This window comes from Rhodopseudomonas palustris BisB18, from assembly GCF_000013745.1.
Lineage (GTDB): Bacteria > Pseudomonadota > Alphaproteobacteria > Rhizobiales > Xanthobacteraceae > Rhodopseudomonas_A > Rhodopseudomonas_A palustris_F.
The window spans coordinates 2313138-2331847 of record NC_007925.1 but is presented as its reverse complement, the minus strand read 5'-3'; the positions used below and the strand labels follow the sequence as shown (position 1 = coordinate 2331847).

The following is an 18710-nucleotide window of genomic DNA, read 5'->3' as shown; positions in this document are numbered from 1 at the left end:
CTACCGCGTCAGCTTCTTGTACTTCGCGCGATGCGGGATCACCGAGTCCTGGCCGAGCCTTCGCATCTTGTCCTTCTCGTAGTCCTGGAAGTTGCCTTCGAACCATTCGACGTGGCTGTCGTCTTCGAACGCCAGGATATGCGTGGCGATGCGGTCGAGGAACCAGCGGTCATGGCTGATGATCACGGCGCAGCCGGCGAAGTCTTCCAGCGCTTCTTCCAAGGCCCGCAGCGTATCGACGTCGAGGTCGTTGGTCGGTTCGTCGAGCAAAAGGACGTTGGCGCCGGATTTCAGCATCTTGGCGAGATGCACGCGGTTGCGTTCGCCGCCGGACAGTGAGCCGACCTTCTTCTGCTGGTCGCCGCCCTTGAAGTTGAACGACGAACAATAGCCGCGCGAATTGACCTCGCGCTTGCCGAGCAGGATCAGTTCGTTGCCGCCGGAGATTTCCTCCCAGACGTTCTTGTTGCCGTCGAGGCTGTCGCGCGACTGGTCGACGTAGCCGAGATGCACGGATTCGCCGACCGTGATGGAGCCGGCGTCGGGCTTCTCCTGCCCGGTGATCATCCGGAACAGCGTGGTCTTGCCGACGCCGTTCGGGCCGATCACGCCGACGATGCCGCCGGGCGGCAGCTTGAAGGTCAGATTGTCGATCAGCACGCGATCGCCGAAGCTCTTGCTGAGGCCTTCGACGTCGACCACGTTCTGGCCGAGCCGCTCCGCCACCGGGATGACGATCTGCGCGGTCTGGCTTTGCTTCTCGCTGGCCTTGTTGAGCAGCTCCTCATAGCGCTGGTAGCGCGCCTTGGATTTGGCTTGGCGGGCCTTCGGCGAGGCCGAGATCCATTCCTGCTCGCGCAGCAGGGTGCGCTGATGGGCGGCGTCCTCGCGGCCCTCCTGCTCCAGCCGCTTCTGCTTCTGCTTCAGCCAGGACGAGTAGTTGCCCTCGTAGGGAATCCCCTTGGCGCGGTCGAGTTCGAGAATCCAGCTGGTGACGTTGTCGAGGAAGTAGCGGTCATGGGTGACGATCAGGATCGCGCCCGGGTAGTTGCGCAGATGGCCTTCCAGCCACGACACCGATTCGGCGTCGAGATGGTTGGTCGGCTCGTCGAGCAGCAGCAGTTCGGGCTCGTCGAGCAGCAGCTTGCACAGCGCGACGCGGCGGCGTTCGCCGCCGGACAATTTGGTGACGTCGGCGTCGTCGGCCGGGCAGCGCAGCGCGTCCATCGCCTGGTCGACCTTGCTGTCGAGATCCCACAGCCCCGCGGCCTCGATCTGGTCCTGCAGATTGGTCATCTCGTCGGCGGTTTCTTCCGAATAGTTCATCGCCAGCTCGTTGTAGCGATCGAGGATCGCCTTCTGCTTGGCGACGCCGAGCATGACGTTGTCGCGCACGCTCAGCGCGGGATCGAGCTGCGGTTCCTGTTCCAGATAACCGACCCGGGCGCCCTGCGCGACCCAGGCCTCGCCGGTGAATTCCTTGTCGATCCCGGCCATGATCTTGAGCAGCGTCGATTTGCCGGAGCCGTTGACGCCGAGCACGCCGATCTTGGCGTCCGGATAGAACGACAGGTTGACGTTATCGAGCACCTTGCGGCTCGGATAGGTCTTGGACAGACCCTGCATGAAATAGACGAACTGGCGAGCCATCGTGATCCCTGAAAAGCCGTCGGATGTGTGGAAAAGGGTTGCCGCTGATGTAGCGGTGCGCCTTGCAAAGGGCAACCCGAGTGAACGCCGCGTTCAGATTTCATTAAGGATGGCGGTCCGATAAGGTCCGATCGCGGCAATTCGAACCAGTTTTTAATCAGTTCGGCAAACACTTGCTGCAAGCCCTGCGAGCACTGGCGATCGAGGCGGGGCACCCAACAACGGCATATGCCATGGCCCACGTCAGCACGACGTCGTCACCCTCTCCGCAGCAGGCCCTCGAGCCGCCGGCGCGGCCGTTCGAGGAAATCCGCGAATTCTGGCGGCAATTCTTCGTCGCGGCGTTCAGCCCGTATCGGCCGGAACTGCATTACATGCGTGGACCGGGACCCGCCTGGGAAGCCAAGCACGGCCGCCGGCGGAATTCACATTCGGACTGAGCGCGCGCCGCACCCGACGTTTTATTGCACTCACCGTTCTTCGAGCAACCTGTCCGGCTGAATCACTCACGCGCCCCACTGCGGCAGCGCGCTCCCCCTCCCCCTTGCGGGGAGGGGTTGGGGGTGGGGGTGGGGGTAGAGCGAGAGCCAGCGCTCGTTCAAGTCGAACGAGCCCGGTGCAATAGGGTCACGCGCACCATGAAGCGATCGGAATCGGTGCTTGTTGACCCCCACCCCGCCCCCTCCCCGCAAGGGGGAGGGGAGCAGAGGCGCTCGTCATTTTGGCCTAAACGTCAGAAAGCCTGGAAGTCTTGAGGTGAGTGCAATCAGCGCACCGTCACCGGCGCCGGCAGCGGCGGGACCACGGTTGGCGCGGTGCCGGGGACCGGCGAGACCTGCACCGCGGCGCCCGGGCCACCGATCGGCTGCGCCTGCGCGGTGGTGGTGGCGACCGCCGGCCGCGGACCGGCCGGCAACACCACCACGCGGGTGCCGACCTTGACGCGATCGAACAGGTCGGAAACGTCGTCGTTGAGCATGCCGATGCAGCCCGACGACACGAACTTGCCGATCGTCGAGGGCTGGTTGGTGCCGTGGATGCGGTACACGGTGGAGCCGAGATACATCGCCCGCGCGCCCATCGGATTGCCCGGACCGCCGGCCATGAAGCGCGGCAGATAGGGTTGGCGCTCGATCATCTCGGTCGGCGGATGCCAATCCGGCCATTCAGCCTTGCGGGAAACCTTTTGCACGCCGTTCCAGGTGAAACCGTCACGGCCGACACGGACGCCATAACGGATCGCCCGACCGCCGCCCAGCACGTAATAAAGGTGGGTGTTCGGGGTATCGACCACCAGCGTGCCCGGCGGCTCCTTGGTCGGGAAAGCGACTTCCTGGCGACGCAGATTCGGCGGCAACTCGAAATTGGTGTCGGCCTCCGGCTGTTCTTCCGGCGGCAACGCCGACAGCGTCACCGGCCGCCCGTCATTGCCGACCGCGCCATTTGGCGCAGCACCAGCCTGCGACGGTGCGCCCACGCCTTCCGGCGGGCGGACCGGACGGGTGTCATCGCCCGGATAGATGAAGCCGGCTCCGGGGCCGCGGCCGGAGTCATTGCCGCGATCCGAATAAGTCGGCTGGGTGCCGGCGGGACGATCGGAATAGATCACCGGCGGCGGACCGGCCGGACGGCCGTAGCGCGGATCGTCGGGCGACAACACCGGACCGAGCGGCACCTGGCTCTGCGACGGCGCACCGCGATCGGAATACACCGGCGCGCCGGCGGGGCGGCCATAGCGCGGATCATCGGGCGACAGCACCGGCCCCGGCGCGGGTAGCGCCACCGAACCTGGTCCGCGGCCGCCGTCTTCCTCGTCGAAGGCGTCGAAATCCGGCGTCGCGTCGGAGCCGCGCCGATATTCCGGCGTATAGGCCCCAGGCGGCCGCGTATACGAACCGTCCGCAGGAAGATTGCTCTGCGCGATGGCGAGCGGCATCGCCGCAGCGCTCGCCGCCACGGTCGCGAGAATCGTCAAAATGCGTTTGATCGTCATTACTTTTGTATAAACCTCAAGCCACACCGGATCATTAACGGGGATGGCGGACGATCACGGCACATTCAAGACAAAACCCCGCATTGCCGCCGAAATCGAGCATATTCTCCGGAACTTGAGAGATTTGTGATCGATCTTCGCCGATCGTGTTGTGCGGGCAACGGTGATCCGCAGCGCAGCGGTTTTTTCTGCGAGTCGCGCCGGCCCTTACGCTATTCTGATTCACGCTGATTCGCGGCGCCGTCCGCTGCGATTCGGCTGTGTTGTGTTGTCACCGCGTTCCCGATTGCTCGAAGCTCTTCGCCGCGGCGAAGGCGGAACAAGACGAATGCTCCCCGGATTCCGTTTTTTGTTCGCGGCGGTGATGTTGTCGATATCGCTGCTGGTTTTCGGCCTCGGCGCGGCGGCGTTGCTGCGCGCGTCGCACGAACAATTCGTGTCCACGCCGACCCTCCGCTTGCCCTCGTCGCTCGTCGCCCGGAGCCAACAGGCGCCGCCGCCGATGTTGACCATGTTGCGGGTCGATGCTGTGCCGGATCGTTCGCTGCAGCAGCAGGTCGGCCTGACGGCAGCGGCCGCCGCCGCGCAGCCGGCGGCAACCGAGCCGGTGGTGCCACAGCCGGTCGCGTCCTCCGCCGACGCGGCCGACGACCCCGCCTCGGCGCCGCCAGCGGCAAGCCCGCAAGCCGGCGCATCCGCCGCTCCGGTTTCGACGGTCAGCGACCCGACGGCTGCCACTGAAGCCGTGAACACCGAGGCGGTGCCCTCGGAACAGGACAACGGCGAAGCCGCCAACGTTGTTGCCGCGCTCGCCGATCCGCCGACGACCGCTGCGGCGGCACCGACCGCTGCGGCGGCACCGGCCCAATTCATTACGCCCGCGGAGCCGACACCGCCCGCCCCGCGCGATGCCAGTGTCGCCGAGCCGCCGGCCGACACGCTGGTCGACCGCCCAAGCCTCGACGAGGCCAGGATCGCGGCGCTGCCGCAGACGGTTTCAGCGACCGAGCTCGCCGCGCCGCCGAAGGTCGCCGTCAAGAAGAAAAAGAAGCGCGCGCAGGCGCGCAAACCGGCGAAGCGCCGCGTCGTCGGCCGGGCGCGGAGCCCGCGCCGAGCCGCAGCCGCGCCGGCGATTCCCTCGCCGTTCGGAAATTAGCCGCCGATCAGCTTACGCCGGTCGCCACCGGCGGCCCGTCCGGCAGGCCCCATTCCGCCCATGAGCCGTCATACAGCGCGGTACGATCGACGCCGAGCCGCGTAAGCGCCAGCGTGATCACCGCCGCGGTGACGCCGGAGCCGCAGCTGGTGACGATCGGCTGCTCGAGATCGACACCGGCAGCGGCAAACACCTCGCGCAACGCGCCGGGCGATTTCATCGTGCCGTCGGGATTGAGCAGATCGGTGAACGGCACGTTGAGGCTGCCGGGAATCCGGCCCGGACGGCGGCCCGGCCAAGGCTCGACCACCGCGCCCTGGTAGCGCTCGCGCGAACGCGCATCGACCACCTGCTCGGCTTTCGATGTCAGATTGCCGACCATCTGATCGATCCGCCGCAACCGCGCGGCATCGAACCGCGGCGCAAAGTCTTGCGCGCGCGGCACGACCTCGCCGATCTCGGTGGCGTGGCCGTCCGCGACCCAGGCCTTCAGCCCGCCTTCCAGCACCCGCACATTGTCGAAGCCGTACAGCTTGAAGCTCCACCAGGCGCGCGGCGCACCGAGATAGCTGCCGGAGTCGTACACCACCACCTGGCTGTCGGCGCCGACCCCGAGCGCGCCGACATAGCGAGCGAATTGCTCCGGCGACGGCACCATATGCGGCAGCGAATTGCCCGGATCGGCGACGGCGTCGACGTCATAGAACGCCGCGCCCGGGAGATGCCGCGCCAGATAATCCTCGCGCGCACTCGGCGGCCGCGCCGCCGGCATCTTGTAGGAGGCGTCGATCAGGCGAAGTTTCGGATCGGCGATGTGGTCGGCGAGCCATTGCGGCGAGACCAGCGGATCGTGAGTCGATGTCATGGGATAGGTCCGTGTTGGGTGCACTTAGTGAGCCGGAATCGAGGGCGTTGTCCAGGGCATGTGCGCGGCGTCGAGACGACGCGTGGCAGCTTCGCGCTTGTCGACGAAGACGGCGTCATCCTGAGGAATCCGGCGAAGCTCGAAGAGCGAAGCCGGGTGTCTCGAAGGATGGGTTGCGAGGTCGGAGCCGCCACGGACCGCAGCCGCATCCTTCGAGGCCCTCGCTACGCTCGGGCGCCTCAGGATGACGGCGCAGGCTTTCTCCGATGCCCTCACGCCTTCGCCTTGCGCGGCTCGACCTTTTCCACCGCGCCGCCGGCGTCGCGCCAGGCCGCAAAGCCGCCTTCGATATGCGCCACCGGATGCAGACCCATGTCCTGCGCGGTCTTCGCCGCCAGCGCCGAACGCATCCCGCCGGCGCAGTAGAACACGAACTTCTTGTCGCCCTGAAACACCGGCTTGGCATAGGGGCTGTCCGGATCGATCCAGAACTCCAGCATGCCGCGAGTGCAGGCAAAGGCGCCGGGAATCCGCCCCTCGCGCTCGATCTCGCGCGGATCGCGGATGTCGACGATCACCACGTCGTTGTCGGCGCCGACCTGATAGGCCGCGATCGCCTGCTGAGCGCTCAGCGTTTCGATCTGCGCGTTGGCTTCTTCGAGCAGCGCCTTGATGCCGCGGGTGATGTGCTGGGGCATTTAGATCCTACCATTTTCGGTCCCGTGTCCCGGACGCGGTGCAGCGCGTAGCGCTGCTCCGCAGAGCCGAGACCGTTACGGATGATGAGCTATTCGACATGACCCGACTGCGATCCGTGACGGCCCCGGATCTGCAGCGCACCACGCCGCAACAGCGGCGCGCTGCGCTGCGTCCGGGGCACAGAACTCCACCTCACCGCACCAATTCCTTCATCGCGGCCTCCAAGCCCTCCAGCGTCAAGGGATACATCCGCTCGGAGAACAGCCGACGGATCTGCTTGGTGGATTCCGAATAGTCCCAATGCCGCTGCGCCACCGGATTGAGCCACACCGCATGCGGATAGGTGCGGGTGACGCGCTCCAGCCAGAGCGCGCCGGGCTCCTCGTTGATGTGCTCGACCGAACCGCCCGGCATCATCAGCTCATAACTCGACATCGCGGCGTCGCCGACGAACACCACCTTGTAGTCGTGCGGATATTTGTGCAGCACGTCCCAGGTGGGCGTGCGGTCGGTGAAGCGGCGGCGGTTCTCTTTCCAGACGCCTTCGTAGAGGCAATTGTGGAAGTAGAAATATTCCATGTGCTTGAATTCGGCCTTCGCCGCCGAGAACAATTCCTCGACCTGCGAGACGTGGGAATCCATCGAGCCGCCGATGTCGAAGAACACCAGCACCTTGACGGCGTTGCGCCGCTCCGGGCGCATATGCACGTCGAGATAGCCGTGGTTGGCGGTCTGCTTGATGGTGGTGTCGAGATCGAGTTCGTCGGGCGCGCCGGTGCGGGCGAATTTGCGCAGACGGCGCAGCGCCACCTTGATGTTGCGGATGCCGAGCTCGACATTGCCGTCGAGATCCTTGAACTCGCGCTTGTCCCACACCTTGACCGCGCGCTGATGGCGGCTCTTGTCCTGGCCGATCCGCACGCCTTCCGGATTGTAGCCCTCGGCGCCGAACGGCGAGGTCCCGGCGGTGCCGATCCATTTGTTGCCGCCTTGGTGGCGTTCCTTCTGTTCCTTCAGGCGCTCGCGAAGGGTCTCCATCAGCTTGTCCCAGCCCAACGCCTCGATCTGTTTCTTCTCGTCTTCGGTGAGATATTTCTCCGCCAGCTTCTTCAGCCATTCGGCGGGAATCTCCGCCTTCTCCATGGCGTCCAGCAGGTTCTCCAGCCCCTTGAACACGGTGCCGAACACCCGGTCGAACTTGTCGAGATTGCGCTCGTCCTTCACCAAGGTGGCGCGCGACAGATAGTAGAAATTCTCCACGCTCTGCCCGGCGAGGTCGGCGTCGAGCGCCTCCATCAGCGTGAGGTACTCGCGCAGCGTCACCGGGACCTGCGCGTCGCGCAGCGATGTGAAAAATTGCAGGAACATGGTTGACAGATTGCCTGACCGCCCGCGTGCGTCAAGGGCCGTGACCGACGAAAGCCCTGCAACAGCAAAGCCGGCGCCCGCAGCGCTCGTCTCGACGCGGCGACGGCGGCGGCGCAGCGGCGCCCGGCTCTTAGCCCTCGGTAAAGTAAACCGGCGCTAAGCTGTGCTCCCGTCTGCCTCCGAGCGCTTTCCGAATGCCCCAACACACCCCCCGAATGGCCCGACTGCTCAGCCGCCCCGTGTCCGCCGCCATCGTGATCGCGCTGTTCGTTGCGGCGATGAGCGGCGCCGTGATCGGATTGGTGGCGTGGAAGGCCGCGACGGCGCGGCAAAGCGAACTCGCCCAGCGTTCCGCCGCGAACGAGAACCTGGCGCATTCGCTGGCCGAACAGGCCTCGCACGCGATCCAGTCGGTCGACGTCGCGATGAGCAACATCGCCGACACGCGACCGCTGCAGGCTGCGGATTCGGAGCGCAGCAGGCGCCGTCTGAGCGAGATCGTCGAGCGGCTGCCGCAGATCCACGCCATCGCCATCCTCGATGCCGACGGCAAAACCGGCACCTCCTCGCTCGCCGACCCGGTTCTTCCGGGCGACGCGCTGGCGTCCGACCTTGCTTATCACCGCGATCGCGCCGACCGTGCGCTGCACATCTTCGCGCTGCGGCTCGCCGGTCAATCCGGCGTCGGGCTGTCGAAGCGATTGTCCCACGCCGACGGCAGCTTCGCCGGTGTCGTGGTGGCGATCATCAACACCGAGCATTTCAGTGCGCTGTACCAGAGCTTTCAGCTCGGCAAGCGCGGCAGCGTCAGCATTCTGCGCGCCGACGGCGTGGTGCTGATGCAGTCGAAGCCGGCGCTGTCCGCGACCGCGTCGCGCCACGATCTGGCGCCGCAACCGTTGCCGGCGCCGTTCACCGGAACGCGCAAAGTCGTGGCCCGCGACGGCGGGTGGCGCCACTACGGCTATGCGCACGCGCCGCGCTACCCGATCGTCGTCGCGGTGTCGCAGCACGACGACGATATCCTGCAGGGTTGGCGCGACGGACTGCGCTCCGATATCGCCGTCGCGGCGCTGCTGTTGTGCTGCGTCGTGCTGCTGGCGGCCTTGCTCACCTCGCAATTCCGGCTGCGGCTCTCGATCGAGCGCGCGTTGCGCGAGCGCGAGACCCGCTACCGGCTGCTCGCCGACAACATCGCCGACGTGGTGATGCTGCTCGACCGCGACGCCAAGTTTCTCTACGTGTCGCCGTCGTCGCAAGCGGTGCTCGGTATCGAGCCCCGGCGACCGCTCGGACGATGCTGCTTCGACTTCATTCTGCCGGCCGACATCCGATCGGTGCGGCGTGCCGCAGCACGGTTGACCGATGCCACGGAAACCCGCACCGCGTTGTTTCGCATTGTGCGCGGCGACCGCGCGCAGGCCTGGGTGGAAGTCAATTTCAAGCTCGCCGCCTCCGGCGACCCGGACGGCCATGAGGTGGTGGCGGTGCTGCGCGACGTCACCGAGCGCCACAAGATGGAAGACGAACTCAAGGCGTTGAATTTCCGGCTCGCGGAACTGGCCACCACGGACGGCCTCACCGAGCTCGCCAACCGGCGCAGCATGGACGACTTCCTGCGGCTGCACTTTGCGGCACAGGATCAGCTCTCGCTGCTGTTGATCGACGTCGACCACTTCAAGCGCTTCAATGATAGGTTTGGCCACCAGGCCGGCGACGCTTGTCTCACGCGCATCGCCAAGGTGTTGGCGGAGGCCGCGCCGGCGCCCGGGCTCGCGGCGCGCTACGGCGGCGAGGAGTTCGCCATCATCCTGCCCGGCGTCGCCGAACCGCACGCGATTCGTATAGCCGAAGCGGTCCGCCTCACCATCGCGGCCCTGGCGATTGCACATCCAAACGGCGCCGCCACCACGGTCACGGTGAGCATCGGCATCGCCAGCAAGACCAAGGCCACCGCCAGCGAAGAGGACCTGGTGCGCGCCGCCGATCTGGCGATGTACGCGGCGAAACGAGGCGGCCGCAATCGCAGCGTCGCCAGTTCGTCGCTACCCGACGATGAGAGCGGAGTCGTGCCGCTCAATCGGCTGATCTCCGCGGGATGAACCGCCGTGGCGATGGGAAGCTGCCCCGTCGATGCCCGCCTGCCCTGGACCTCGGCGGTTTTTCAACTAGTGTGGTTCACCGCACACGCCATGAAAAACCACAGGGCAGACCACGGATGAAATTCACCGGCACCAAGGACTACGTCGCGACCGATGACCTCAAGATCGCCGTCAACGCCGCGATCGTCTTGGAACGCCCGCTGCTGGTGAAAGGCGAACCCGGCACCGGCAAGACGGTACTGGCCGAGGAAGTCGCGAAAGCGCTCGGCGCGCCGCTGTTGACCTGGCACATCAAGTCGACCACCAAGGCGCAGCAGGGCTTGTATGAGTACGACGCGGTGTCGCGGCTGCGCGACAGCCAGCTCGGCGACGCCCGGGTCTCCGACATCTCCAACTACATCAAGCGCGGCAAATTGTGGGAGGCCTTCACCCATCCGCAGCGCCCGGTGCTGTTGATCGACGAGATCGACAAGGCCGACATCGAATTTCCCAACGACCTGTTGCTCGAACTCGACCGCATGGAATTCCACGTTTACGAGACCGGCGAAACCATCAAGGCGGCGAAGCGTCCGATCGTGATGATCACCTCGAACAACGAGAAGGAACTGCCGGACGCGTTCCTGCGTCGCTGCTTCTTCCACTACATCAAGTTTCCCGACATCGACACCATGAACCAGATCGTCGAGGTGCACTTCCCCGGCATCAAGCCGCGGCTGGTCGCCGAGGCGATGCGGATCTTCTTCGAGGTCCGGGAGGTGCCGGGGTTGAAGAAGAAGCCATCGACCTCGGAATTGCTCGACTGGCTGAAGCTATTATTGAACGAGGACATGACGCCGGAGACGTTGCGCGAACGCGACCCGCGCAAGCTCATTCCGCCGCTGCACGGCGCGCTGTTGAAGAACGAGCAGGACGTGCATCTGTTCGAGCGGCTGGCGTTTCTGAGCCGGCGCGAGGTTTAACCCTCGCCGCCCAAAGCGACGCGATCAGCGCGATCACCGCAAGCGCGATGATCACCCCGCCATAGATGTAGGCAACGGTGGCAAGCCCGAGCCACGGCACGCCGAGCCCCGCGGCGATCGCCGGCAGGCTGAACGACAGGTAGGACTGCACGTAGAACGCCGCCAGCAGGCCAGCGCGCTGGTGCAATTCGGCGGTCGGCAGCAATGCGCGCAAGGTTGCGGAAAAACTCGAGCCGAAGCCGACCCCGGCCACCACGGTGCCGGCGAACAATTCAGCTACACTGTGCTGCTGAATGCCGAACAGCGAGATCGCGACGCCGAGCGCCAGCGTGCTGGTGCCGATCGCCATCAGCCGCTCCGCCGGCACAAACCGCAATAGCCCGACCGAGATCGCCGCGGTCAGCATCAGCGTCGCGACGACGCTGCCGCCGATCCAGGGCGAACTGGTGCCCATCGTCGTCGCCACCACCGTCGGCATCAGCGACAGATGGAATCCGCCGAGCGCCCAGGTCGCCACGCCGGCCGGCATGATCCGCAGCAGCACCGCCCGCGATTGCCGGGGCACACTGACCTGCGGTCGCAACGAGGCCAGCGCGCCGGGCTTGCGGCTGGCGCTTTCCGGCATCAGCCACAACAGCCCGATCATCAGCGCGGAGCAGCCGAGCAGCACATTATAGACCAGATGCAGCGGATCCGGCGCCAGACTGATCAGCGCGGCGGTGCCGAGCGCGCCGATCATCATGCCGATAAAGGCCGTCACGCTGTTGAGCAACGGCCCCTGCGTCCGATTGGTGTCGAGGATTGCCGCGCCCAGCGCCGTCATCGCGGTGCCGACGCAGAGTCCCGATACCGCGCGCGCCAGGATCAACTGCCCGACATTTTCCGCGCCGGCGAACAAGATCATCGCCGCGGCGTTCAACAGCAACGCCCCGAAGATCACCGGCCGCCGGCCGACATAGTCGGACAAGCCGCCGACGGTGAGCAACGCCGCGAGCAGGCTGAAGGCATAGACCGCGAACACCACGGTGACGACCAGCGGCGAAAGCTGCATCGACTGCTGATAGAGCGGGTACAACGGCGTCGCCGCGGTGCTGCTCGCCGTCACCAGAACGGCAGCGAGGAAACTGAACGCGGTCATGGCGGCGGGCGGCAGCCGATGGCGGGCGGGTGGACATGCCGGCACCGGCGCGGCGCAGATCTGCGGGCTGGCTTGCATCACGGCCTCCTTAAAGCTAAATGATTGTCTTAGACTAGGGGCAAAGGAGGCTTAACGCAAATGTTTTGCGTTAAAATCGTCGTCCTTGGGCGCATAGCCCCGTTGCAAGGCATTCATCATGGCGGTCAGGGAACAGATCCGGGTCGGCGGGCGTAGCGCGCGGATCCAGGCCGCCGTGCATCAGGCCGTGAAAGACCTCAGCACGACGACGCCGCGCGACGAGCTCACGGTGCCGCAGATCGCCGCCGAGGCCGGGGTCACGCCGTCGACGATCTATCGGCGCTGGGGCGATCTCGGCGCCCTGCTCGCCGACGTCGCGGTGGAGCGGTTACGGCCGATCGCCGATCCGGAGGACACCGGGGCAGTCGAAACCGACCTGCAGGCCTTCGTCGACCAATACGCCGAAGAGATGTCATCGCCGGTCGGCCGCGCTTTGCTGCGCGACGTGTTCGCATCCGCGGAGAGCTTCCCGCTGCAATGCGCCGGCTTCATCCAGAATCATCTCACCATCATCGCGGCACGGGCGAAGGCGCGCGGCGAACAGCCGTTCGCGGTCGATGAGCTGATCGACCACGTGGTGGCACCGATCCTCTATCATATCCTCTACGATGATCGCGAGATCACGCCGGACTATTGCCACGCTTTGCTCGCGCGTCTTCACTCGCTGCCGCAAGGACGCTGAGCGGGCCGTCGACGCGACGCGACATCATTGCAAGGAGTCTCTTGCGACCAAGCGATCCCGAGCTACCTGGTGTCACAGCTTCGCTTTCGCGGCGCGCCACCGCAGCTCATTGACAAGTATCGGATGACTTTTTGCACCCAGCTTGCGGCGCGTGGGGTGTGCGCCTAGCGCAGCTCTTCGCCGAGATCGAACAACGGTTCGAAGTTCCACTGCGGCCGCACCATCACCTGGCAGCCCTTCTCGAACGGCAGCACGCCGACGGTGCGTTCGTCGCGGACGATCTCGACCGACCAGTTCTTCGAGGCGTCCGGATGCTGCTGCACCAGACGTCGGATCACGCCAGCGGCGAACAGCGTCGCATCGATGTCATCGTCGAGCGCGGCCCCGTCGTGGCCCGGGCCATCGACGCGGTTGATCGGATCGCAAATGTGAAATCGATAAAACGGCATGACCCCACTTTGCCCGGTCGGCTTGAAAACGAAATGATGTATGTCAAATCGGAACCCTGGCGGGGTGCGGGAACGACCACCAAATCCCAGAAAACTTCCAGTTTTGATCGCGACGCCGACCGGTACGTTGTTCGCCTAGCGCAACCGGCCATTGAGTTGAAAGTCGAGGTGCGCCTTCACCGTCGGCCATTCGGCGGCGACGATGCTGTAGACCACGGTGTCACGCAGCGTCCCGTTGGGCGCGAGCTGATGACTGCGCAGGATACCGTCCTGCTTGGCACCAAGTCGTTCGATCCCGCGTCGCGACGCGTGGTTGAAGAAATGCGTACGAAACTCGACCGCGATGCAACCCATTGCCTCGAAAGCATGGGCGAGCAGCAAGAGTTTGCATTGGGTGTTGACGCCGCTGCGTTGCACCCGCCTGGCGTACCAGGTCGAGCCGATCTCGACCCGGCGATTGGCAGCGTCGACGTGCATATAGCTGGTCATGCCGGCGATCGCGCCCTGGCCGTCCTTGACGGTGAAGGGCAGCATCGCGCCAGTGCTGTGCAGCGCCAGCCGGCGGGCGATCTCGGCCTCCATCGCCTCCGGCGCGGGAATCAACGTGTACCACAGCTTCCACAACTCGCCGTCCTGAACCGCCGTGATCAGCCCGTCGCGATGCGCGGGCGCCAAGGGCTCCAGCGTGGCGTGCGGGCCGCTGAGCGTGATCGGTTGCAGCCAAGGCATCGGGAGTCCTCCAAGGATGTTCGGGCGCGCCAGCTTTGCAAGCCGCGCCGCCGCGATGCAACCGTTTGCGCCGAGCGACGACGCGGCAATGCAAGGAATGTGATCCGCGTGTGCCGCGGCCCGGCGTAGTTCGCTTTGCGAACAATCGCCGGATAGTTCGTGGAAAGTCCGCGGCGGCGCCGCGGCTTTCCACCGCGGATAATTAACAAACAATCAATGCGCCGGCGCCGACCACGGCCGGCGCAGCGGCGTCACCTCCGCCGATCGTCGTTATCCCAGCGAAAACAACGCGCGACAGCCGCGCAGCGCGGTCGCGGCGCGCTGCGCGCCGCAACCCGAACGATCCCGGCCTGGCCGCGCCGGGCCATGCTTAACGCTTTGTCCAACAACATCTTGCATATTTGCCCAATTCAGAGGCGCGACAACGCGGTCGATTGATGCAACACGAAACACTTTCCGCCGGCTTCGGCACGGTCATTTCGGTCCGCGGATCGCTGGCCCGGATTGGGCTATTGGCGGCCAGCAAGCTGGAACGCGCCGAGGTGCGCGCCACCGTCGGCCGCTTCATCTCGATCCGCTGCGCCAATTCGACCATCGTGGCGATGATCACCGAGGTGACCTGCGAGAACATGTCGCCCGCCGACGATTATATCGCGATCGCCTCGGTCGACCTGCTCGGCGAAATCGTCAACGCGTCGGTCCGCCCCAAATTCCAGCGCGGCGTCACCAACTATCCGACCATCGGCGACGCCGCCGAACTGATCACCAGAGAGGAATTGCGCGCCGTCTATGCGCCCACCGGCTCCGACCAGATCAACGTCGGCACGCTGCAGCAGGACCAGTCGGTGATCGCCTATGTCGACGTCGAAGAAATGCTGTCGAAGCATTTCGCGGTGCTGGGCTCCACCGGCGTCGGCAAATCCTCGGGCGTGTCGCTGCTGCTCAATGAAATCCTGAAATCGCGTCCGCATCTGCGGATCTTCCTGCTCGACGTCCACAACGAATACGGCCGCTGCTTCGGCGACCACGCGCTGGTGCTCAATCCGCGCAATCTGAAGCTGCCGTTCTGGCTGTTCAATTTCGAAGAGATCGTCGACGTCTTGTTCGCCGGCCGCCCCGGCGTGCCGGAAGAACTGGATATTCTGGCCGAGGTGCTGCCGATCGCCAAGGGCGTCTACACGCAATATCAGAACTCCGACCGCATCGGACTGAAGCGGGTCGATCCGAAGACCATCGGCTACACCGCGGACACGCCCGTTCCGTATCGGCTGGTCGACCTGATCTCGCTGATCGACGAGCGGATGGGCAAATTGGAGAACCGCTCCTCGCGCATCATCTATCACAAGCTGATCTCGCGGATCGAAACCGTGCGCAACGACCCGCGCTACGCCTTCATGTTCGACAACGCCAATGTCGGCGGCGACACCATGGCGGAAGTGATCAGCCATCTGTTCCGGCTGCCCGCCAACGGCCGGCCGATGACCATCATGCAGCTCGCCGGCTTCCCCGCCGAAGTCGTCGACTCGGTGGTCTCGGTGCTGTGCCGGATGGCGTTCGATTTCGGGCTATGGAGCGACGGCGTCTCGCCGTTGCTGTTCGTCTGCGAAGAAGCGCATCGCTACGCCTCCGCCGACCGCAACATCGGTTTCGGCCCGACCCGCAAGGCGGTGTCGCGGATCGCCAAGGAAGGCCGCAAATACGGCGTCTATCTCGGCCTGGTGACGCAGCGGCCGGCGGAGCTCGATCCGACCATCATCTCGCAATGCAACACGCTGTTCGCGATGCGGCTCGCCAACGAGCGCGACCAGGCGCTGCTGCGCTCGGCGGTGTCGGACGCCGCCGCCAATCTGTTGTCGTTCATTCCCTCGCTCGGCACCCGCGAGGTGCTGGCGTTCGGCGAAGGCGTGGCGTTGCCGACCCGGCTGCGTTTCAAGGAAGTGCCGCCGCATCAATTGCCGCGTTCCGAGGCCACCATCGCCACCGTGCCCTCGGTGGCCGCCGGCCATGACATGCACTTCGTCAGCGCGGTCTTGGAGCGCTGGCGCGGCGCCACCTCGCACCGCGAGGTGCCGAACGATCCCGGCCCGACCGAGCGACCGATCGCCCGCAGCATCGAGGCGCCGCTGCTGCAGCCCTCGCTCGGGCTCGACCCGGACCGCTTCTCGCTGTTGAAAAAGCCGCTGCGCTGATCGGCGCGGCGCCGCCGGCTTGCTTTCGCCGCGGCCGCGACCGACACTGCGCCTTCTCAGTTCGCCGGATCCTTCGCCATGCCGTCGCCGATCGCCCCGCGATTTCCCGTGCCCGCCCTCGACCAGCTGCCCGACGACATCCGCCAGCGGATTTTGGCGGTGCAGGAAAAGTCCGGCTTCGTGCCCAACGTGTTCCTGACGCTAGCCTATCGGCCGGACGAATTCCGCGCCTTCTTCGCCTATCACGACGCGCTGATGGAGAAGGACGGCGGCCTGACCAAGGCGGAGCGCGAGATGATCGTGGTGGCGACCTCGGCTGCCAATCAATGCCACTACTGCGTGATCGCCCACGGCGCCATCCTGCGGATCCGCGCCAAGAACCCGCAGATCGCCGATCAGATCGCGGTGAATTATCGCAAGGCCGACATCACCGCGCGGCAACGCGCGATGCTGGACTTCGCCATGAAGGTGTCGCGCGCCGCCGAGACCGTATCCGCGCAGGATATCGACGAGCTCAGCCGCCACGGCTTTTCCGACGACGAGATCTGGGACATCACCGCGATCGCCGCGTTCTTCGCGCTGTCGAACCGGCTGGCCAACGTCACCGCGATGCGGCCGAACGACGAATTCTACCTGATGGGCCGACTGCCGAAATAACGGCGGCGAAGCGAGGCTGTACGTTGATCGAGTGGTCGGAGATCGTCCTGCGCCTTGGCGTCGCTACCCTGGCCGGTGGCGCGATCGGACTCAATCGCGACCTGCACGGCAAGCCGATCGGCGTCCGCACGCTGGGGCTCGTCAGCCTCGCCTCCGCGGTGGTGGTGATGTTGGCCGATCCCGGCGACAGCGTCGGCCGCATCACCGACGCCACCAGCCGGGTAATTCAGGGCATCCTGACCGGCATCGGGTTTCTCGGCGCCGGCGTGATCATGCGCTCGCCGCACCGCGCCAGGGTCCGCGGCCTGACCAGTGCCGCCTGCACCTGGCTCACCGCCTGCGTCGGCATCGTTTGCGGCGCCGGGCAATGGCGCATCGTCGGCGTGGCGCTGGCGATCGCCTTCGTCATCCTGCTGATCGGCGGCCCGTTGGAGCGCACGCTGCATCGGCTGCTCGGCGGCAAGGACGAGCAAGCGGAAAAGCCGCCCGCCGGGACAGCGCCGGGCGATGCAGGCGCCGTCGACGCCGCCGGACCTGATCGAACAACCAAGCCAGAGTGATGACCAAGCGTCCCCAGCCAACAACCACCAAACGGCGCATCGTTCACTTCGGTGGCCACGAGATCGTCACCGAAGGACTCGAACTCGGCTTCTGGGCCGACATCAGCCATCGCTGCATGACCGCCTCGTGGCCGAGCTTCATCGCCGGCGCGGCCGCGGTGTTTCTGATCTTCAATGCGGTGTTCGCGCTGTTTTACTGGATCGGCGACCAGCCGATCGCCAACGTGCCGGGCGGCGCCTATATCGATTTCTTCTATTTCAGCATCGAAACGCTATCGACCGCCGGCTACGGCGACATGCACCCGCAGACCCATTACGGGCATTTCGTCGCCACCGTCGAACTGTTCACCGGCATCTTTTCGATGTCGCTGATGACCGGGCTAATCTTCGCGCGGTTCTCCCGCCCCAACGCGCGGGTGATGTTCGCCAAGCGTCTTGTGGTGTCGACCCATGACGGCCAACCGACCTTGATGGCGCGGTTTGCCAACGAGCGCCACAACATCGTCAGCCATGCCACCGCGCAGATCTCGCTGTTCAGGACCGGCATCAGCAAAGAGGGCCATCGCTACGGTCATTTTACAGACTTGGCGCTGACCCGCGGCGACAGCCCGGTGTTGGCGCTGAGCTGGATGCTGTACCACGTGATCGACGCGCACAGTCCGCTGCATGGCCTCGGCCCGGACGATCTCAAGGCCGTCAACGCGCACTTCGTGGTGCTGGTTTCGGGCTACGACGAGACGGCGGCGCAGACCGTCCGCTCGCGGCAAACCTACTTCCTCGACGACGTCCGTTTCGGCGAACATTATGCCGACATCGTCAGCGTGTCCGACAATGGCCGGGTCCGGATCGACTATAGCCGGTTCCACGACACTGAACCGGACCTCGATCCGCGCCATCCGGAGCCACGAAGCTAATATGCAAATCGGCTGACGGTTTCCGGTTGTGGTCCGCGAGATTTTTCTCCAAACTACGCCGACGCGCTGTGAGTACTGCATCGCGTGGCGGATTAGCAGCCATGAAGGCTCAGCGACCTATCATTGCCGACGATGATCACCGCGTGCTGCAGTTCCGGCCGCGCGCCGCCGCGGCGCTGCCGCCCGACCAACACGCCGCGCCGCGGCGCAAGGGAACCGCGCCGACGCCCTCCGCCGCCGACTCCGCGCAGCACCAGCCCAGCGCCCACCAGTCCGACGAGTTCCGGCATCGCATGCTGGCCAATCTCGCCGCCTTCGGCTTCACCATCGCGCTGACCGCGATCGGGATCTGGCTCGCGGTCAATATCGCCGATCTGCGCAAGACCCAGGACTGCGCGTTGATGGGACGGCGGGACTGCGCCCACATCGCCAGTCCGCAAGGCTGAGCCCCTCGGAACATGATACCGTTCTGATGTTTCCGCGCCATTGAACTCCGGCCAGCGCTCCGTTATACGGGCAAAC

At 65.5% G+C, this 18710-nt stretch carries 18 protein-coding genes; 10 read left to right on the top strand and 8 right to left on the bottom strand.

The annotated features are described in order from the left end of the window. Positions 1–1650 (bottom strand): energy-dependent translational throttle protein EttA, encoded by a 1650-nt coding sequence (gene ettA, locus RPC_RS10645; protein WP_011472584.1) that lies wholly within the window; start codon positions 1648–1650, stop codon positions 1–3. Between the two features lie 233 nt (positions 1651–1883). Between ettA and RPC_RS10640 the strand changes: the two genes are divergently transcribed. Next, positions 1884–2090 carry a hypothetical protein gene (locus RPC_RS10640; RefSeq protein WP_011472583.1) on the top strand — a complete coding sequence of 69 codons (207 nt, stop codon included), beginning with the start codon at positions 1884–1886 and terminating at the stop codon, positions 2088–2090. Positions 2091–2416: 326 nt separating this feature from the next. Here RPC_RS10640 and RPC_RS10635 read toward each other — a convergent pair whose 3' ends face one another. Beyond that, positions 2417–3643 carry a L,D-transpeptidase gene (locus tag RPC_RS10635; protein ID WP_011472582.1) on the bottom strand — a complete coding sequence of 409 codons (1227 nt, stop codon included), beginning with the start codon at positions 3641–3643 and terminating at the stop codon, positions 2417–2419. A gap of 328 nt (positions 3644–3971) precedes the next feature. Here RPC_RS10635 and RPC_RS25045 point away from each other — a divergent pair, with 328 nt between their 5' ends. Continuing rightward, the gene (locus RPC_RS25045; RefSeq protein WP_011472581.1) at positions 3972–4799 is read left to right on the top strand and encodes a hypothetical protein; all 828 of its coding nucleotides are present in this window, start codon (positions 3972–3974) and stop codon (positions 4797–4799) included. Positions 4800–4806: 7 nt separating this feature from the next. Here RPC_RS25045 and sseA read toward each other — a convergent pair whose 3' ends face one another. The 3 genes from sseA to RPC_RS10615 form a co-directional block, all read right to left on the bottom strand. Next, a complete protein-coding gene (sseA, locus tag RPC_RS10625) occupies positions 4807–5664 on the bottom strand; it encodes a 3-mercaptopyruvate sulfurtransferase (protein WP_011472580.1) in 858 nt (285 codons plus the stop codon). A 272-nt stretch (positions 5665–5936) separates the two neighbouring features. Then, on the bottom strand, positions 5937–6362 hold the full coding sequence (locus RPC_RS10620) for a rhodanese-like domain-containing protein (RefSeq protein ID WP_011472578.1): 426 nt from the start codon (positions 6360–6362) through the stop codon (positions 5937–5939). Between the two features lie 193 nt (positions 6363–6555). Beyond that, entirely contained in the window at positions 6556–7731 is a 1176-nt protein-coding gene (locus RPC_RS10615) for a vWA domain-containing protein (protein ID WP_011472577.1), read from the bottom strand. A gap of 215 nt (positions 7732–7946) precedes the next feature. On the opposite strand from RPC_RS10615, the gene RPC_RS10610 reads away from it, so the two are divergent. Both RPC_RS10610 and RPC_RS10605 read left to right on the top strand, forming a co-directional pair. Continuing rightward, on the top strand, positions 7947–9833 hold the full coding sequence (locus tag RPC_RS10610) for a diguanylate cyclase (protein ID WP_049766088.1): 1887 nt from the start codon (positions 7947–7949) through the stop codon (positions 9831–9833). A gap of 116 nt (positions 9834–9949) precedes the next feature. Further along, complete coding sequence (locus tag RPC_RS10605) at positions 9950–10792, top strand: AAA family ATPase (RefSeq protein WP_011472575.1); 843 nt, start codon at positions 9950–9952, stop codon at positions 10790–10792. On the opposite strand, the gene RPC_RS10600 is transcribed toward RPC_RS10605, so the two are convergent. Beyond that, complete coding sequence (locus tag RPC_RS10600; RefSeq protein ID WP_011472574.1) at positions 10701–12008, bottom strand: MFS transporter; 1308 nt, start codon at positions 12006–12008, stop codon at positions 10701–10703. The genes RPC_RS10605 and RPC_RS10600 overlap by 92 nt on opposite strands. 118 nt (positions 12009–12126) lie before the next feature. On the opposite strand from RPC_RS10600, the gene RPC_RS10595 reads away from it, so the two are divergent. Then, positions 12127–12690, top strand: a complete 564-nt coding sequence (locus tag RPC_RS10595) for a TetR/AcrR family transcriptional regulator (protein ID WP_011472573.1) — start codon at positions 12127–12129, stop codon at positions 12688–12690. 164 nt (positions 12691–12854) lie between these two features. Here the strand turns inward: RPC_RS10595 and RPC_RS10590 are convergent, their stop codons facing one another. Then, positions 12855–13139 carry a hypothetical protein gene (locus RPC_RS10590; protein ID WP_011472572.1) on the bottom strand — a complete coding sequence of 95 codons (285 nt, stop codon included), beginning with the start codon at positions 13137–13139 and terminating at the stop codon, positions 12855–12857. A 135-nt stretch (positions 13140–13274) separates the two neighbouring features. Beyond that, on the bottom strand, positions 13275–13868 hold the full coding sequence (locus RPC_RS10585; RefSeq protein ID WP_011472571.1) for a GNAT family N-acetyltransferase: 594 nt from the start codon (positions 13866–13868) through the stop codon (positions 13275–13277). A gap of 437 nt (positions 13869–14305) precedes the next feature. Here RPC_RS10585 and RPC_RS10580 point away from each other — a divergent pair, with 437 nt between their 5' ends. From RPC_RS10580 to RPC_RS10560, 5 genes are all read left to right on the top strand, one after another. Beyond that, a complete protein-coding gene (locus RPC_RS10580) occupies positions 14306–16057 on the top strand; it encodes an ATP-binding protein (RefSeq protein ID WP_011472569.1) in 1752 nt (583 codons plus the stop codon). A 78-nt stretch (positions 16058–16135) separates the two neighbouring features. Beyond that, complete coding sequence (locus RPC_RS10575; protein WP_011472568.1) at positions 16136–16714, top strand: peroxidase-related enzyme; 579 nt, start codon at positions 16136–16138, stop codon at positions 16712–16714. Between the two features lie 23 nt (positions 16715–16737). Continuing rightward, positions 16738–17274 carry an MgtC/SapB family protein gene (locus RPC_RS10570; protein WP_011472567.1) on the top strand — a complete coding sequence of 179 codons (537 nt, stop codon included), beginning with the start codon at positions 16738–16740 and terminating at the stop codon, positions 17272–17274. Further along, the gene (locus RPC_RS10565) at positions 17274–18188 is read left to right on the top strand and encodes an ion channel (RefSeq protein ID WP_011472566.1); all 915 of its coding nucleotides are present in this window, start codon (positions 17274–17276) and stop codon (positions 18186–18188) included. The genes RPC_RS10570 and RPC_RS10565 overlap by 1 nt, the downstream gene beginning before the upstream one ends. A gap of 101 nt (positions 18189–18289) precedes the next feature. Then, complete coding sequence (locus tag RPC_RS10560) at positions 18290–18634, top strand: hypothetical protein (RefSeq protein WP_011472565.1); 345 nt, start codon at positions 18290–18292, stop codon at positions 18632–18634. Positions 18635–18710: the final 76 nt, after the last annotated feature.

Bases quoted from the DNA above. Each gene is read 5' to 3' on its own strand.
- ettA (WP_011472584.1), bottom strand. From the start codon at position 1,650: ATGGCTCGCCAGTTCGTCTATTTCATGCAGGGTCTGTCCAAGACCTAT.
- RPC_RS10640 (WP_011472583.1), top strand. From the start codon at position 1,884: ATGGCCCACGTCAGCACGACGTCGTCACCCTCTCCGCAGCAGGCCCTC.
- RPC_RS10635 (WP_011472582.1), bottom strand. From the start codon at position 3,643: ATGACGATCAAACGCATTTTGACGATTCTCGCGACCGTGGCGGCGAGC.
- RPC_RS25045 (WP_011472581.1), top strand. From the start codon at position 3,972: ATGCTCCCCGGATTCCGTTTTTTGTTCGCGGCGGTGATGTTGTCGATA.
- sseA (WP_011472580.1), bottom strand. From the start codon at position 5,664: ATGACATCGACTCACGATCCGCTGGTCTCGCCGCAATGGCTCGCCGAC.
- RPC_RS10620 (WP_011472578.1), bottom strand. From the start codon at position 6,362: ATGCCCCAGCACATCACCCGCGGCATCAAGGCGCTGCTCGAAGAAGCC.
- RPC_RS10615 (WP_011472577.1), bottom strand. From the start codon at position 7,731: ATGTTCCTGCAATTTTTCACATCGCTGCGCGACGCGCAGGTCCCGGTG.
- RPC_RS10610 (WP_049766088.1), top strand. From the start codon at position 7,947: ATGGCCCGACTGCTCAGCCGCCCCGTGTCCGCCGCCATCGTGATCGCG.
- RPC_RS10605 (WP_011472575.1), top strand. From the start codon at position 9,950: ATGAAATTCACCGGCACCAAGGACTACGTCGCGACCGATGACCTCAAG.
- RPC_RS10600 (WP_011472574.1), bottom strand. From the start codon at position 12,008: ATGCAAGCCAGCCCGCAGATCTGCGCCGCGCCGGTGCCGGCATGTCCA.
- RPC_RS10595 (WP_011472573.1), top strand. From the start codon at position 12,127: ATGGCGGTCAGGGAACAGATCCGGGTCGGCGGGCGTAGCGCGCGGATC.
- RPC_RS10590 (WP_011472572.1), bottom strand. From the start codon at position 13,139: ATGCCGTTTTATCGATTTCACATTTGCGATCCGATCAACCGCGTCGAT.
- RPC_RS10585 (WP_011472571.1), bottom strand. From the start codon at position 13,868: ATGCCTTGGCTGCAACCGATCACGCTCAGCGGCCCGCACGCCACGCTG.
- RPC_RS10580 (WP_011472569.1), top strand. From the start codon at position 14,306: ATGCAACACGAAACACTTTCCGCCGGCTTCGGCACGGTCATTTCGGTC.
- RPC_RS10575 (WP_011472568.1), top strand. From the start codon at position 16,136: ATGCCGTCGCCGATCGCCCCGCGATTTCCCGTGCCCGCCCTCGACCAG.
- RPC_RS10565 (WP_011472566.1), top strand. From the start codon at position 17,274: ATGACCAAGCGTCCCCAGCCAACAACCACCAAACGGCGCATCGTTCAC.
- RPC_RS10560 (WP_011472565.1), top strand. From the start codon at position 18,290: ATGAAGGCTCAGCGACCTATCATTGCCGACGATGATCACCGCGTGCTG.